Raw genomic sequence first — 14,839 nt, 5'->3', positions numbered from 1 at the left:
TGTGAATGAGGAGGACAATACATATGAGAAAGAAGATTTTGTTGGCAATGGCGCTTACGGGGCTGAGTGCATTGATGATAACAGGATGTGCTTCACCAGTAATAGAAAGTAAAAAAGAAATACTTGAATCAGAACTGGGCAACAAGAATCTGCAGGATTCAGATGAAGACTCAGATGATGGAAAAACTACAGAAGAGACAGAAATGGTTACTACAGAAGATACAACTGTAGAAGAGGAAGCGAGTGCTTCTTATACATCTATAAAAGAACAGGTGCTGCTTGACAAGGATGGTGTAAAGGTTACAGCCACTGGTTATTCTGTAAACGAATACGACGAGGATCAAATAGAGGTTACAGTGGAGAATAATACAGATAAGGACCTGACAATCGGAAGCGAAAAGATAGTTATAAATGGCTATATGGACTGGGTGTTCTGGGGAGTCGATGTGGCTGCTGGAAAGAAATGCAATTCATGTGTAACGCTTTCTGATGATACAACAAAAATTGCAGGGATCACAAACATAGGAACAGTTGAATTCTATTTCTGGGCAGAGGAGAAAGACAAGGACAGTTACGAGGATATTTTCAAGGATGAATATTATAAGCTGGAGACATCGCAGGTTGGCGAAGAAGTGGATGCAAACACGGATAAGCAGGAAATATACAGTGCAGATGGAATCCGAATAACAGCACTTGGAAATGAGACTGATGAATATGGAAATACTAATCTATATTTCTGCATGGAGAACAATACAGGCAAGAATGTGTATATAAATCTGGAGGATATGTCAATAGATGGTCTGATGTTCAATGCATATGTGACGCTTACTGTATTTGATAGTAGGAAGGGAATTGGCGTGATTACCATTTACAAAGATGATTTGGAAGAAAGCAAAATAAGGGAAATTAAGAATGTTGAGTTTAAACTTGAGATGGAAGACACTGATACTATGGATGATATATTGACGACAGATGTTATCAAATTTCCTGTGGAATAATACTGAACGCAAGAATGCTGGTCAGGTTTGGTATTGCGGCAAATAAAATAATTGTGTATTCTAAGAGCAGTAATGGCACGATCGAAACAACTTGGATTACGAGAGACCGTTTCAAGTTTTGTGTAAACGTTAAAAACTGATATAAGATTTGTGAATAGTTACAAATGGGCAGAGCCGATTTTCCGGATTCTGCCCATATCTGCATTATACAGTAGTTTTTAGGCATGTCAATAAAACCTGCCTAAAATTGACTGCTTTACAGGTTCCGTCCTGCCAGACGTTCTTCAAAATAAATTTCAAGCTGGGAATGGATCTGTCCCCAGTCCTGCCTGTGTCCGGTCCATTTTTTCGTGATATCCATGGTTGCCAGATACATACAGCATTTTCAAAAGGCTGTCATCCGACGGAAAAACCGTCTTGCTTTTGGTCACTTTCCGGAGTTGGCGGTTGAATCATTCAATGGCATTTGTGGTATAAATCAGCCGTCTTACTGCCTCCGGATATTTGAAATAAGTGGACAGGGTTGCCCAGTTATCATTCCAGGATTTATAGATTTTCGGGTACTTGGAATCCCATTTATCCTTGAACAGTTCCGGTTCATTTAAAGCGGTTTCTTCCGTTGGAGCTGCATATACAAGCTTCAGATCAGCCATCAGTTTTTTGATGTCTTTGTATGAAACAAACTTCGTTGAATTACGGATCTGATGGATGATACACTGCTGAATCTCTGTTTTTGGATAAACAGCCTCGATTGCCTGTGAAAATCCATTTAAACCATCAACGCATGCAATCAGGATATCCTCAACGCCTCTGTTTTTTTATCCATTCATGATAGAAAGCCAGAATTTCGCACTTTCGTTTTCTCCAACATACATTCCAAGAACATCTTTTTTCCCATTCATATCGATACCAAGGGCAATGTAAACCGCACGTTTTACAATACGTCCTTCACTGCGGACGTGATAGTGGATTGCATTCATAAATACTACAGCATACACTTCTTCCAAAGGGCGTTCCTGCCATTCTTTTACAATCGGCAGGATTTTGTCTGTGATCCGGCTGATTGTGCTGTCAGAAATATCAATATCGTATAATTCACGCATGTGGGATTCAATGTCTCCGGTTGTCATTCCTTTGGCATACATAGAAAGTATTTTTTCTTCCATGTCCTGAGTTGCTGTATTTTGATACTTCTTAATCAGCTGTGGTTCATAATCACCATTACGATTCCTTGAAATGGCTACATCCATATCTCTATAACTGGTATGCATAGTTTTACGGGAATGTCCATTTCTACTATTGTCCGTTTCTTTGTTTCGGTAGTCATACTTGGAATATCCTAACCCCTCATCCAGTTCTTCATCCAAGGCACCTTCCAAAAGGACAGACATCATGTCGCGCATGATACTGTTTACATCGGTGCCGTCTTTGATGCTGATATTATTATTTTTCAGATAGTCACGCATCATTTCTCTCATTGCTGCTTTTTGTGGGCTGTCTTTTCTTCTTGCCATAAAAATAACCTCCAAACTGAGTAATTTTATCTTACATCAGTTTGAAGGTTTACACAAACTTTGGGATGCTCCCGAAAAGCTTTATTTTAAGTATTTTTGAATACCACTCTTGCTTACCGGGTGCATTTTTTTAGACACATTCTTCTTGTTGACCTGGGTTCTAGTTTTTCTGAATGTTGTTAAGCTTATTTTCTTCCCAGTTGAGGATGTGCATTTGTTCTCGATTACTTTTCCGTTTTTATATCTGATATTTCTGTCGATGTCATAATACATGGTGGTTTTGCTAAAAGTATAGTTTTGTGAGATTTTTCCATGCTTACTGAATTTGTATGTGGATAAAGTGTGATAACGTACAGCCCCAGCGGAACTGTAATCATCCTCAATTGTATAGATGCCTGCATTTGACACACCGTACAGGCTTCCTCTTACAGGAATAGCTTTATACTTACCGTTCACATGCATATAAACCTCTGAATAAGTCATAGTTCTGAGACCTAATCGACCTGTTACAATGATATCCTTGTGTCCGTCTCCATTGATGTCATAAACATAGAATTCTGGATTATACATTATTCCTTGGGTTTTGCTTTTGTAATATGTTCCGTATTGAGTTTTGGTGATTCCGTTGAGCAACCACTTGGTATATACTTTCCTTTCAGCTTGTGTCATAGTTGCGGTAGCTGCCTCGCTTTGAGTTATGGATGCAAACAGCAATACACAAGTCATAAGTAAAATACCTAATGTTTTTTTGATTTTGTTCATCTTCATGGCTATTCTCCTTTGTATTATTAGTATTTTTTTATTTTAGCACTCCATCTTAGCGATGCGTTTTTAATTGACTAATCTGCAGAGTTTAATGCTTATAGTTACATTACATTTGAAGATTTCCGAGCTTGAAGTCGGGAAGAAGCCACCAGAGCAGCAGATTTCAATCTTACATTGTTAAGTAATTAAGTTCTGTGTATAATTTAATATATTAAAAAGTGGCGCTTGATTCTATAAGCCACAATACAAAAGAGGAGAGACATATAGTGCAGCGATAGTGAAATTCTTGTCTTAATAAGACAAAAACTAACTACAAAAAACGAGGAAAAGGAGAGAGCAAGTGGAAAAAACCAACGAAGATTCAACAGAGATTTCAAATGAGACTTCAAGCAGAACTTCAACTGAAAAAACGAATGATATATCAGAAGAGATGTTAGATGCTGATGACAGAGTTTGCCAGTTTGATGAAAAAGCTTACAAGGAGAAGCAACCAATAACATCCAGAAGTTACAAGATAAAAGCAGCAGTTATCATAGTACTGCTTTTGGTTGCATTTGTGGTAAAAGACTTTATTATATTCAAGAGAGTATTCAGTTTTAACGCTGAAGCAACCGGACTTGCGCAGTTCCTGCCGTGGTGGATTAGGGATCAATGGCAGATGCTAGTCATCGGCATGGTATTTATTTTGATCCCGTGGGAACTCATGTATAAATTTTATCTTTATATTTGTAAAGAGAGAAATCCGAATCTTAGGCAATCAAGAGTGTTTTTAGTTACCATACTTGTGATTGCCTCGCTGATTGCCATTTTTTGTTATATCCCTTATACGAAGATTAGCCGGGCAGGCTTGTACATATTTTGCGTGATTGCGTTGAGTCTTGCAGTATGTTATATATGCAGGCAATTCTTTGAGAGTGGTATTGTATGGTTTATCTTATCGGTAATTTATCTTGCCGTTATTACATACATATATGCAAACCGGATTTGTGAAAAAGCAGATATGTTATTTGAAACTTCATTATCTTCTGCCTGGCAGATGACTGGATATGCCATATGGGTTCTAATTGTGCTGTTCAGTGCAGCTGTGGAAGTGCTTATGATATATGCATTATATAATAGCGAGTCGATAGGAGAATGGCTGATTTATATAATCATTAATGTGATGCTGGGGATAGCTTATGGATATGTTGTACTTCCTGTAATGGATAGATTCGAGAACGGATTGCGCAGAAATGTATCAGGTGATTATTCGTTTGTGGGCGAACCGTTGAATTCGCCAGTTGTTATATGGATGATTGCATTGCTGGCATTTATTATCGTTCTGCTGGCATGTGCTTCGAAGATAGTTGAACGTTATTCACATAAAAGAATGTGGATGCTGATATGGATAGATGTAAGTGTTTTGGGACTTCTGATATTTGGAATATGTGCAAAGGCAGGAATTGTGGACAACAGTTTCAGCAGTCATTCATTATTTGACATGGGTAGTATGATAGCAGTGTTTATAGCTGTCAGACTATTGATTATTCCCATTAAGCCACAGCTGGATCTGAAGTGTAGGTTCATAAATCCTGATCAGGAGATAATCGATAGCGGGTATGATAGAAAAGTATTGGAGATTCAGATTATCAGCCTTCAGAAGCAGCTTAATGCTCTAGTGAAAATGACAAGGCTGACAGATATAAAGGTAGACATGGCACACAAAGCACTGATGATTCCTGACGATAAAGATGAGGGTGAAGAGGAACGTCACGACCTTCTTGATTTTGTAGAAAAAGCTAATAAGCTTGTGGATGAGAAAAAGAAAAATGGAGAACCGGTAAACTATAGTGAGCTATATAGTAGACTTATGAAGATCAGAAACGAGGAACGTGAGCAGATCTTTAAGATTATGGAAGCGAAATATAATGATGAATGTATGGATCTTGATGATTTTGATGATTTGGACCATACAGATGATGATAGTGATGAGGATGAAAACTAGGAAGACGAACATACACTTCAGGATACAGCACTTGCAGCTTTGACTCAGATAAATGAGAAAGAATATGATACAGAGATTGTGGATGAGGGGATAGACAAAGACCATATTGTACATTACGGATTTGCATTTGAGGGCAAGAAAGTGCTTATTTTGGCGGGATAAAAGGCCTAAAGACTTGTGGCGGAGATTACTGTCACTGATATGTTAGATAGACTGTAAATATTCAACTAATAAGGTGGCGTTAATCTATGATTGATAATAAAGTGAATGATTACAAACAGTATGGAGAAAACAATATAAGAGAGAACTATAGAAAACTTACCAGGTTACTTATTTTCAAAGGACTTACCATAACTACCATGGAATCCGCCACCTCGGGGCAGATTGCATCCCTCATCACAGACACGGAAGGTTCATCTGCTGTGTTTAAGGGGGCATTTGTCACCTACTGCAATGAGGCAAAGATCATGCAGGGAGTTCCGGCGGAGATCATAGACAAGTACACAGTCTACTCAAAGGAAACTGCAGGTGCCATGGCGAAGGCGTGCAGGAAGGCATATAATGCGAATATAGGGATCGGCGTGACTGGAACAATGGGAAATGTTGATCCGGCGAATCCGAACGCTTCAGTTCCGGGACAGGTATACTTTGCCATAGACATAGATGGCGATGTGGAAGCATATTATGTGGAGCTTCCACCTCAGCCGACAAGGCTTGCGTACAAGCTGGCTGTGGCGGAGGAGATTTATGAGGAGCTTGTGAAAAGATTGGTATAATACTGAATTATTTGAAGGCTTTATTTCAGAATGACATAGTAAGTTTTGCGAATAAGGATGATGTTCTCACTTACCTGATCCATCTTGGATATCTGGCTTATCAGAGAAAGAGTAATTCTGCATTTGTGCCAAATGAGGAGATAAGGCAGGAACTTATAAGGTCGCAGTGTATACGGTGACCTTATTTAACCTTATTAAGCCTTTTTAAACCTTTTAAAAAAGGATGATTTACAGGTAGAAAAACTGATATATGGAGGCGGAGAAAGATGAAAAAATACGATCAGAAGATTCTAAAAACGGCAATACCGGCATTTGTGATATCAGCTATATGTTATGCGGCCATGTGGGGAATAATGACGAGAACGGAGAATACATTTTTTGCTGGATACATAGGCGGCGGAGGTGCAGTCAGCCAGATAAGGAATATTCTTATATGTATTCTTGTAGGGGTGATATTTTTTGTTTTACCACTTGAGAAGATATGTGATAAGACATACGGCGCAGTGCGTTATTGTGGATCGCTTTTTACAGATAAAAAGAAATTTAGAGATGCGGCGGCATTGTTTGTGCTTACGCTTCTGTATGCCGTTATCTGCTGGGCAAGTGTGACGTTTTCAATACATACCGACAGTGGACTCGATGATGGAGGACATTGGGGATTATTCGGCTCGGGAAGTGACGAAATATATGCTGTGGTGATAACGATACTAGCTTTTGTGGTTATGGTAAAGGGCGTTGACCTTGTAAAGAAAAGTTGGAGTGGAGTTTTGTTCTGGTTTCTTATCGAACTTGTAAATGTTGTGAGTGTAAAACTTGTGACGGCCAAAGATGATCTCACATTTGCTATCGTGTGTGCAGAAACGATTATGTTTATTGTATACATGGCTGTTCAGCACAGGTTGAATATTGTGACTTGTCTGTTATCACTGCTTTGTGGAGCTATACTTATATTCGCCGGATGTGATGATGTATTTACCAGTAAGAATAAGATTTCAGGTTCGTCGATCATGGATGAACTGGATCAGGCTGGAACTATGCCAGACAGGATTTTTGGAGAAAGATATAATATTACGATAATTGAACATCAGGCTGGGATTGGTTTGTGTATATTGTGGTTCATATTGCTTGTTATTTTGTCAATTGCTGTCATTCTGTCTGCAGCAAAGCTTATGAAGGTATCTGCCAGACGTGGAACGTTTGTGATTGGAATATATATGATAGAAGCATTTCTGATCATATATGCTATATTGGCGGAACTGGGATTTATCAAGCCGGCAGTGACGCTTTTGCTGCATATGAACGAGGTGGTTCCGGTTATGATATTGGGATTTAGAATGTTTTTCATAGAAGATGGCAGCCACAATGAAAAATCCTGCTTCAATGTGTAAATGTCAATGAAAAAGTTTACCAGTTGCATCATTGATTATTACGGAACAAGGAGTATATATGAATAAGCAGATAGTTAATTATAAAAATGATGAAGAAATGCAGAGTATAATAAAAGCAAAACAAAGAAATATCAAAATAATACAAATCCCCATGTATTTGTCGTTAGTGGGAATACTCCTTCCGTTTGTGGGGGTAATATTTGATATATATGGTCCAATTATTGATACTGTTTTTAGAGTGGTGCCTGTAGTATGCATATTTATTGGCTTCTTACTTGCTATACTGTGTAATAAAAAAATGAAAGACCTCAGGGTGTTTATAGGACAGAATATTGTGCTCGGGGTTCTCGAGGAGAGAATTCAGGTTATTGATTATTCGCCAAGTGGTTATGTGGATGAATCTTTTTTAAAAAAATGCAGTATTCTTCCAACTTATAATAGAGCAACAGGTTCAGATTATATTCATGGAATATACAGAAATGTAGAATTTACATACAGTGATCTTGAATTGAAAACAGAAAGTCAGGATTATACTGCAAATGAAAACAACCTGAAAACTACTATTACAGAGTTTTCAGGACAGTTTATGACAATGGCGTTGAGTAAAAGCGTGAATGGATTTGTACAGATAATGGGCAAGAGTAATTCTGGGAAAATGAGGCAAAATAGAAAGGCCGTATACATAGATGAAAAAAACAATATATCAAGCTACTTGAAAACGGGAGATCGCGTATTTGATGACCAGTTTGAGGTTAATGCATCGGGGGATGACCTTGCGTATTCTATTTTGACCCCTCAGTTTATTTCAGGCTTGAAGAAAATGGGAAAACGTACAAGAGTTCAACTTTCTGGAAATATGGGCGTGATTGCCTGCTACAACGAGAAAAATTCATTTGAATTAATTGGAGAAATTAAAGATAATAGCGATATCGAATTATACAGGAAAAAGTTTAGAAAAGAATTATCAGATATTTTAGCGATCCTTGATATAATGATTGATTGTTGCTAAGGGATGATTCGGAATTTAATGTATTATAGAAAACTAGTAAAAGAATCTGTTACACTTATATTTGAAAACAGTCCGAGAGAGTTGAAGGAGAAGCAATTTTTTAATACATATGTCCATATTGGGAAAACAAAATGCAATACCGGATTGGGGTTGGATATGCTTCAGGAATAGTATATCATCTCGTTTGACGAATTTGAGGAAAGTTACTATTCTAAAGGTGAAAAGAAAAAGAAGGAGAATAGACGCTTTATGGAGAATGAATGCAATATAGAGAATAAGATCAGAATGAATTACCGGCATCTCACACAACTTCTTATCTCCCGACACCTAACCATAACCACCATGGAATCTGCCACTTCAGGGCAGATAGCTTCCCTCATCACCGACACGGAAGGATCATCCGCAGTGCTGAAAGGGGCATTTATCACCTACTGCAATGAGGCGAAGATCATGCAGGGGGTTCCGGCAGAGGTTATAGACAAGTATACAGTCTATTCAAAGGAAACTGCGGGTTCAATGGCGCAGGCGTGTAGAAAGGCGTATAATGCGAATATAGGGATCGGTGTGACTGGAACCATGGGCAATGTTGATCCGGCGAATCCGGAGGCCTCAGTTCCGGGACAGGTATACTTTGCCATAGATATAGATGGTGATGTGGAAGAGTATTATGTGGAGCTCCCACCTCAGCCGACCAGGCTGGCGTATAAGCTGGCGGTGGCGGAGGAGATATATGAGGAGCTTATTAAGAGGCTGGACTGATAGGACGATTGTCAAAGGATGTATAAATGTTATATCTCATATCCGACATCCACGGAGATGTCATGTCATTCAGAAAAATGTTGAAAAAGATAAGCTTTGATCCAGCCGTGGACCACATGATAGTCATGGGAGACATATTTGACTGGAACGACGAGGGAATTTCTCTTCTTGAGTTCATGTCGGACTATCTTGTGGGTGGTTCGATGCAGCTCATAAAGGGTAATCATGAACTGTTTGCCCAGATGTACATAGAGGGAAGCATGTCAGAGAGACAGTGGATCATATTCGGCGGTGGTGGAACAGTCAGAGATATCAAGAAGCTCAATGTGGATGATCAGATGAAACTGCATGGGTTTCTGGCACATCTGTCACATTACACAGAGATACATTCGCCAAAGTACGGAGTTTGTGTTGTCACCCATCCGGGCATTCATTGTGGCTCATACATCAGAAATGCTGATAGAACGATCAATATCGCTGAATCTATAACGAATGCCGTGGGAAGAGATGAATACAGATTTCTCATCTCACCTGATATCCACAATGTTCCTTTTTCAGATAAAAAAGCATTTGACAGGTACGTGTTCTGCGGACATGTGACGACGAACAGACTCAATGAAGATCATTCCTACAACGTTTACGTGACACCTTACTATATGGATCTCGACTGCGGAAATGGAGAGAGAAACAGGGGCGGAAAGCTGGCGTGCTACTGTGTGGATGAGAACAGTGCAATATATGTTTGATAAATTTTTTAAAATTAGGGGTTGATTTTTGAAAGAATATGGAGTATTTTATATTCAACAATTAGATGATACGAAATGGACAAAGGTGTTCTCAAGAAGGAGGACACCTTTCTCTTTTTTTGAGGATACGTTAAGGATTCATTTTAATCAGGAAAAGGAGTAGTAATTATGATGAACAAAATTTCAGCCGTATTTGGCTCACACGTATTCTCAGATCAGGTCATGAGAGAGAGACTTCCAAAGGCAGTTTACAAGTCACTCAAGGCGACTATTGACAAGGGCGAGCCTCTCGATACATCAATCGCAGATTCAGTTGCAGCAGCCATGAAGGAATGGGCAATGGAGCTTGGTGCAACACATTATACACATTGGTTCCAGCCACTTACAGAGACAACAGCAGAAAAGCACGACTCATTCGTAAGCACAGTCGGTGATGGCGGCGTTATCCTTCAGTTCACAGGCAAGGAGCTCATCAAGTCAGAGCCGGATGCTTCATCATTCCCTTCAGGCGGTCTTCGTGAGACATGTGCTGCAAGAGGATATACAGCATGGGATTGCACATCACCAGCATTTGTAAAGACAACAGATGAGGGAACATGTATCCTCTGTATCCCGGCAGCATTCACATCATATACAGGAGAGTCACTTGACTACAAGACACCTCTTCTCCGTTCAATGGATGCCATCAGCAAGGAAGCTCTTAAGGCTCTTGCAATGTTCGGCAACACAACAGCCAAGAAGGTTACTTCATCAGTTGGTCCTGAGCAGGAGTACTTCCTGATAGATAAGAAGAAATTTGCAAAGAGAACAGATCTTAAGCTCTGCGGACGTACACTTTTCGGAGCAATGCCCCCAAAGGGACAGGAGCTTGATGATCAGTATTTCGCAGCGATCAAGGATAAGATCGCATCATACATGACAGAGTTGAACGAGGAGCTGTGGAAATACGGCATCCTTGCAAAGACACAGCACAATGAGGTTGCACCTGCACAGCATGAGCTTGCACCAATCTTCTCAACAACCAACATCGCCACAGATCAGAACCATCTGGTTATGGCAACCATGAAGAAGATCGCTGCAAAGCATGACCTTGAGTGCGTACTCCATGAGAAGCCATTTGCCGGTGTAAATGGTTCAGGTAAGCACAACAACTGGTCGATCTCAACAGACGAGGGCGAGAACCTCATCGATCCAGGCAAGCATCCTGAGACAAATCTTCAGTTCCAGTTCTTCCTGGCAGCAGTTCTGGTAGCAGTAGATAACAACGCTGAGCTCCTGAGACTTTCAGCATCATCAGCAGGAAACGATCACAGACTTGGAGCTAACGAGGCACCTCCAGCAATCATTTCAGCATTCCTTGGAGAGCAGCTCCAGTCGATCGTTGAGCAGATTATCGAGAAGGGTGAGGCTACAGAGTCCCCAAAGGGCAAGACATATGTATCAGGTGCATCAACACTTCCTACATTTACAATGGATGCCACAGATAGAAACAGAACATCACCATTTGCATTCACAGGTAACAAGTTCGAGTTCAGAATGGTTGGTTCAACACAGTCCATCGCATTCCCAATGATGGTACTTAATACAATAGTTGCAGATCAGATCAAGAAGATGACAGATGAACTTGAGGGCGCTGACGATTTCGAGACAGCCTGCAAGGCACTCATCAGAAGAGAACTCACAGCGCATCAGAGAATCATCTTCAATGGCAACGGTTACTCAGATGAGTGGGTTGAGGAGGCAGCAAAGCGTGGTCTTCCAAATATCAAGTGTATGGTTGATGCTGTTCCTTATCTTGCAGCAGATAAGAGCGTTAAGATTTTCGAGAACCTTGGAGTTATGGATAAGGCAGAGCTTGAGGCGAGAGCTGATGTAATGCTTGAGAACTATGCAAAGAAGATCAACATCGAGGCACTCACTATGATAGAGATGTCTAATGAGGAGATCATTCCTGCAGTTATGGAATATCAGGCAGAACTTGCAAAGGGTGCAGCTGAGATCAAGGCTCTCGGAATTGATCCTACAGTTCAGGTATCACTTCTGAACACCATCTCAGAGAAGCTCACAGAGCTCAAGAGCGCTACAGTAGCCCTTGAGGAGCTGGTTGCAAAGGCATCAGATTACGAGGGAGATACAGAGGCCTGGGCTAAGTATTTCCACAACACAGTATTTGCAGCATTTGACACAGTGAGAAAGCCTGCTGATGAACTTGAGAAGGAACTTCCAAAGACAGCTTGGCCATTCCCAACATACGAGCAGCTGTTATTCGAGCAGTAAAACATAGATTGAGTTTGCTAATCCTACTAAATTCTATATAAAATAGCTTAGAGGCATCCTGTCTGCGGTATCGCAGGCGGGGTGCTTTTTGCGCGTTATAATCCCGTCAAGCGCGCACATGCGAGAGCTTGCTCGCGGCATGTAGCGCATTTGACGGGATGACGCGACATGAACACGAAGGCCGACAGGCCGGAGTGTGAATGCCGCGTAGAATTGCGGGAGCACGAAGTGCGGAGCAATTCTGTATTAACGCGCAATGCGGTGGAGAAGTGCGAAGCAATTCTGTATTAACGCGCAATGCGGTGGAGAAGTGCGAAGCAATTCTGTATTAACGCGCAATGCGTGTGGAGGGGGGGCAAGTGCGAAGCGGAGGAGCAGGCACCTCCGTCCCCACTTGCTCCACTCCACAAATTCTGCTATTATATACAGATGTGTTGTGATGTATTTTTGCACCGGTCACGGCATAAACAGGATCATGTGTGTGGCGGATGCTGAAAGAATAGGAGCATAATTTGAAGAATTTATATATAGCAGAGAAGCCCAGCGTGGCGAGGCAGTTTGCCGACGTGCTGGGGGTGAAGGGCAATGCGGGAAATGGTTACCTGGAGTCGGATACAGCGGTTGTCACATGGTGTGTCGGACATCTGGTCACCATGAGCTACCCGGAGGTCTACGATCCGAATCTTAAGAAGTGGAGCCTTTCAACTATTCCATTTATTCCAACTGAATACAAATATGAAGTTCTTCCTGACACAAAGAAACAGTTCAATATCGTTGCGGGATTGCTTACCCGCGATGACATAGGCTGTATCTATGTGGCAACGGATTCAGGACGAGAGGGAGAATACATATACAGGCTTGTGGATTCAATGGCTCACGTAACCGGCAAGGAGAAACGCCGTGTGTGGATCGATTCACAGACCGAGGAGGAGATCCTCAGGGGAATCCGTGAGGCGAAGCCGCTCTCAGAGTACGACAGCCTCAGCGACGCAGCGTACCTTAGGGCCCAGGAGGACTACCTTATGGGTATCAACTTTTCAAGGGCGCTGTCGCTGAAGTTTTCAAATGTAGTCCAGAGGTATCTCGGCATGGACAGATGTGTCATAGCCGTGGGCCGTGTCATGACCTGTGTCCTCGGTATAATAGTGAAGAGAGAGCGTGAGATCAGGGAGTTTGTAAAGACTCCGTTCTACAGACTCGTTGCAAATGTGGGCGAGGAAGGACAGACATTTGATGCAGAATGGAAGGCAGTGAAGGGCACAAAGTATTTCGAGTCGCCTCTTCTGTATAAGGAGAATGGATTTAAAGAGAGACCCGCAGCGGAGCAGCTTCTGGCGGAGCTGAAGGCAGGGGAGCCCGAGGCTGTGGCCCAGGCTGTGGAGCGCAAGAAAGAGAAGAAACAGCCTCCGATGCTGTATAATCTGGCGGAGCTTCAGAATGACTGTTCATCACTTTTCAAGATCAGTCCGTCCGATACCCTCAAGATAGTCCAGGAGCTCTACGAGAAGAAGCTGGTAACCTATCCGAGAACAGATGCCAGAGTGCTGTCAACGGCCGTGGCAAAGGAGATAGGACGGAACATATCGGGACTTAAGAATTTCCAGCCTGTGGCAGAATTTGCACAGGGGGCCATGGAGAGCGGCACATATAAGGGAATCGCAAAGACGAAATATGTGAACGATAAGCAGATCACCGACCACTACGCCATCATACCTACCGGACAGGGCTTTGGAGCACTTAGAAGTCTGGCACCTACAGCTCTCAAGGTATATGAGATCATATGCAGGAGATTCCTCAGCATATTTTACCCTGCTGCGGAATACCAGAAGGTTGCAATGACACTCTCCAAGAACGGAGAGAAGTTGTTTGCCAACTTCAAATATTTGATAAACGATGGCTATCTTAAGGTGGCGGCCAACAGCTTTTCCAAGAAGAAGGACGATGTGAAGTACAGCCCTGAATTCATAGCAAGGCTTGCGAAGATAAAGAAGGGTGACAAGCTGAGCGTCCAGGGAATCGACATAAAGGAGGGTGAGACATCCCCACCTAAGAGATACAACTCAGGATCACTGATCCTGACCATGGAGAATGCCGGACAGTTCATAGAGGATGAGGCGCTCAGAGAGCAGATCAAGGGAGCTGGAATCGGAACAAGTGCCACAAGAGACGGGATCATCACCAAGCTGGAGAAGAACAAATATATATCGCTGAACAAGAAGACACAGATAGTGACCCCGACATTCCTTGGGGAGATAATATACGATATAGTATATTATTCCATCAACGGTCTGCTGAGAGCGGACCTGACGGCGAGCTGGGAAAAGGGGCTTGAGGGTGTCGCTGAAGGTCAGATATCCAAGCAGGAATACACGGATAAGATGACTACATTTGTCACCAAATACACAAACCTTGTGAAGCAGATACAGAACCAGAATGGAATAACAGGGGTATTCGACAAAACGAAGGTGTTCTACGCCAAGGGCGGAGGTGCCCAGAAGAAGGAGACAAGAGCCACAGCCAGAACAGGCGCAAAGGCGGAGAAGAATGCGGATACACAGTGATTGCACATACTGATTCAAAGGTGTATAACATAGTATGTATCAGTTATATGTGATAGAAAAGG

Annotated in this window: 11 protein-coding genes and 2 pseudogenes; 11 read left to right on the top strand and 2 right to left on the bottom strand. The window is 41.8% G+C overall.

Features of this window, described 5'->3' with window-relative positions; all coding sequences use genetic code 11:
• Window positions 1–23: 23 nt before the first annotated feature.
• Window positions 24–998 carry a hypothetical protein gene (locus ABUA31_RS09275; RefSeq protein WP_055146838.1) on the top strand — a complete coding sequence of 325 codons (975 nt, stop codon included), beginning with the start codon at window positions 24–26 and terminating at the stop codon, window positions 996–998.
• Window positions 999–1,254: 256 nt separating this feature from the next.
• Here ABUA31_RS09275 and ABUA31_RS09270 read toward each other — a convergent pair.
• Together ABUA31_RS09270 and ABUA31_RS09265 are read right to left on the bottom strand one after the other, a co-directional pair.
• Window positions 1,255–2,476, bottom strand: a pseudogene (locus ABUA31_RS09270) (IS256 family transposase).
• 117 nt (window positions 2,477–2,593) lie between these two features.
• Window positions 2,594–3,280, bottom strand: a complete 687-nt coding sequence (locus tag ABUA31_RS09265) for a hypothetical protein (protein WP_022216944.1) — start codon at window positions 3,278–3,280, stop codon at window positions 2,594–2,596.
• Between the two features lie 337 nt (window positions 3,281–3,617).
• Between ABUA31_RS09265 and ABUA31_RS09260 the strand changes: the two genes are divergently transcribed.
• The 10 genes and pseudogenes from ABUA31_RS09260 to ABUA31_RS09215 all read left to right on the top strand — a co-directional run bounded on the left by ABUA31_RS09260 (window position 3,618) and on the right by ABUA31_RS09215 (window position 14,777).
• The gene (locus ABUA31_RS09260; protein ID WP_022216945.1) at window positions 3,618–5,261 is read left to right on the top strand and encodes a DUF2339 domain-containing protein; all 1,644 of its coding nucleotides are present in this window, start codon (window positions 3,618–3,620) and stop codon (window positions 5,259–5,261) included.
• 39 nt (window positions 5,262–5,300) lie between these two features.
• Window positions 5,301–5,423, top strand: coding sequence for a hypothetical protein (locus ABUA31_RS09255; protein WP_273700849.1), 123 nt, complete (start codon window positions 5,301–5,303; stop codon window positions 5,421–5,423).
• An 86-nt stretch (window positions 5,424–5,509) separates the two neighbouring features.
• Complete coding sequence (locus ABUA31_RS09250) at window positions 5,510–6,037, top strand: CinA family protein (protein WP_022216946.1); 528 nt, start codon at window positions 5,510–5,512, stop codon at window positions 6,035–6,037.
• Window positions 6,038–6,060: 23 nt separating this feature from the next.
• Window positions 6,061–6,195: pseudogene (locus ABUA31_RS09245) on the top strand (AAA family ATPase); the annotation flags it as partial.
• A 108-nt stretch (window positions 6,196–6,303) separates the two neighbouring features.
• Entirely contained in the window at window positions 6,304–7,425 is a 1,122-nt protein-coding gene (locus ABUA31_RS09240; RefSeq protein ID WP_349093162.1) for a hypothetical protein, read from the top strand.
• Window positions 7,426–7,483: 58 nt separating this feature from the next.
• Window positions 7,484–8,434, top strand: coding sequence for a DUF3137 domain-containing protein (locus ABUA31_RS09235; RefSeq protein WP_349093164.1), 951 nt, complete (start codon window positions 7,484–7,486; stop codon window positions 8,432–8,434).
• Between the two features lie 249 nt (window positions 8,435–8,683).
• A complete protein-coding gene (locus ABUA31_RS09230; RefSeq protein WP_349093165.1) occupies window positions 8,684–9,193 on the top strand; it encodes a CinA family protein in 510 nt (169 codons plus the stop codon).
• Window positions 9,194–9,219: 26 nt separating this feature from the next.
• Window positions 9,220–9,939: a metallophosphoesterase gene (locus ABUA31_RS09225; RefSeq protein WP_349093167.1), complete on the top strand. Its 720-nt coding sequence runs from the start codon at window positions 9,220–9,222 to the stop codon at window positions 9,937–9,939.
• 168 nt (window positions 9,940–10,107) lie between these two features.
• Window positions 10,108–12,216 carry a glutamine synthetase III family protein gene (locus ABUA31_RS09220; RefSeq protein ID WP_349093169.1) on the top strand — a complete coding sequence of 703 codons (2,109 nt, stop codon included), beginning with the start codon at window positions 10,108–10,110 and terminating at the stop codon, window positions 12,214–12,216.
• A 512-nt stretch (window positions 12,217–12,728) separates the two neighbouring features.
• Window positions 12,729–14,777: a DNA topoisomerase gene (locus ABUA31_RS09215; RefSeq protein WP_349093171.1), complete on the top strand. Its 2,049-nt coding sequence runs from the start codon at window positions 12,729–12,731 to the stop codon at window positions 14,775–14,777.
• Window positions 14,778–14,839: the final 62 nt, after the last annotated feature.

The sequence above is a fragment of the Coprococcus sp. RTP31081st1_H1_RTP31081_211007 genome (assembly GCF_040227275.1).
GTDB lineage: Bacteria > Bacillota > Clostridia > Lachnospirales > Lachnospiraceae > Coprococcus > Coprococcus aceti.
The sequence above is the reverse complement of the archived record's forward strand: the minus strand, read 5'-3'. Positions and strand labels throughout refer to the sequence as shown.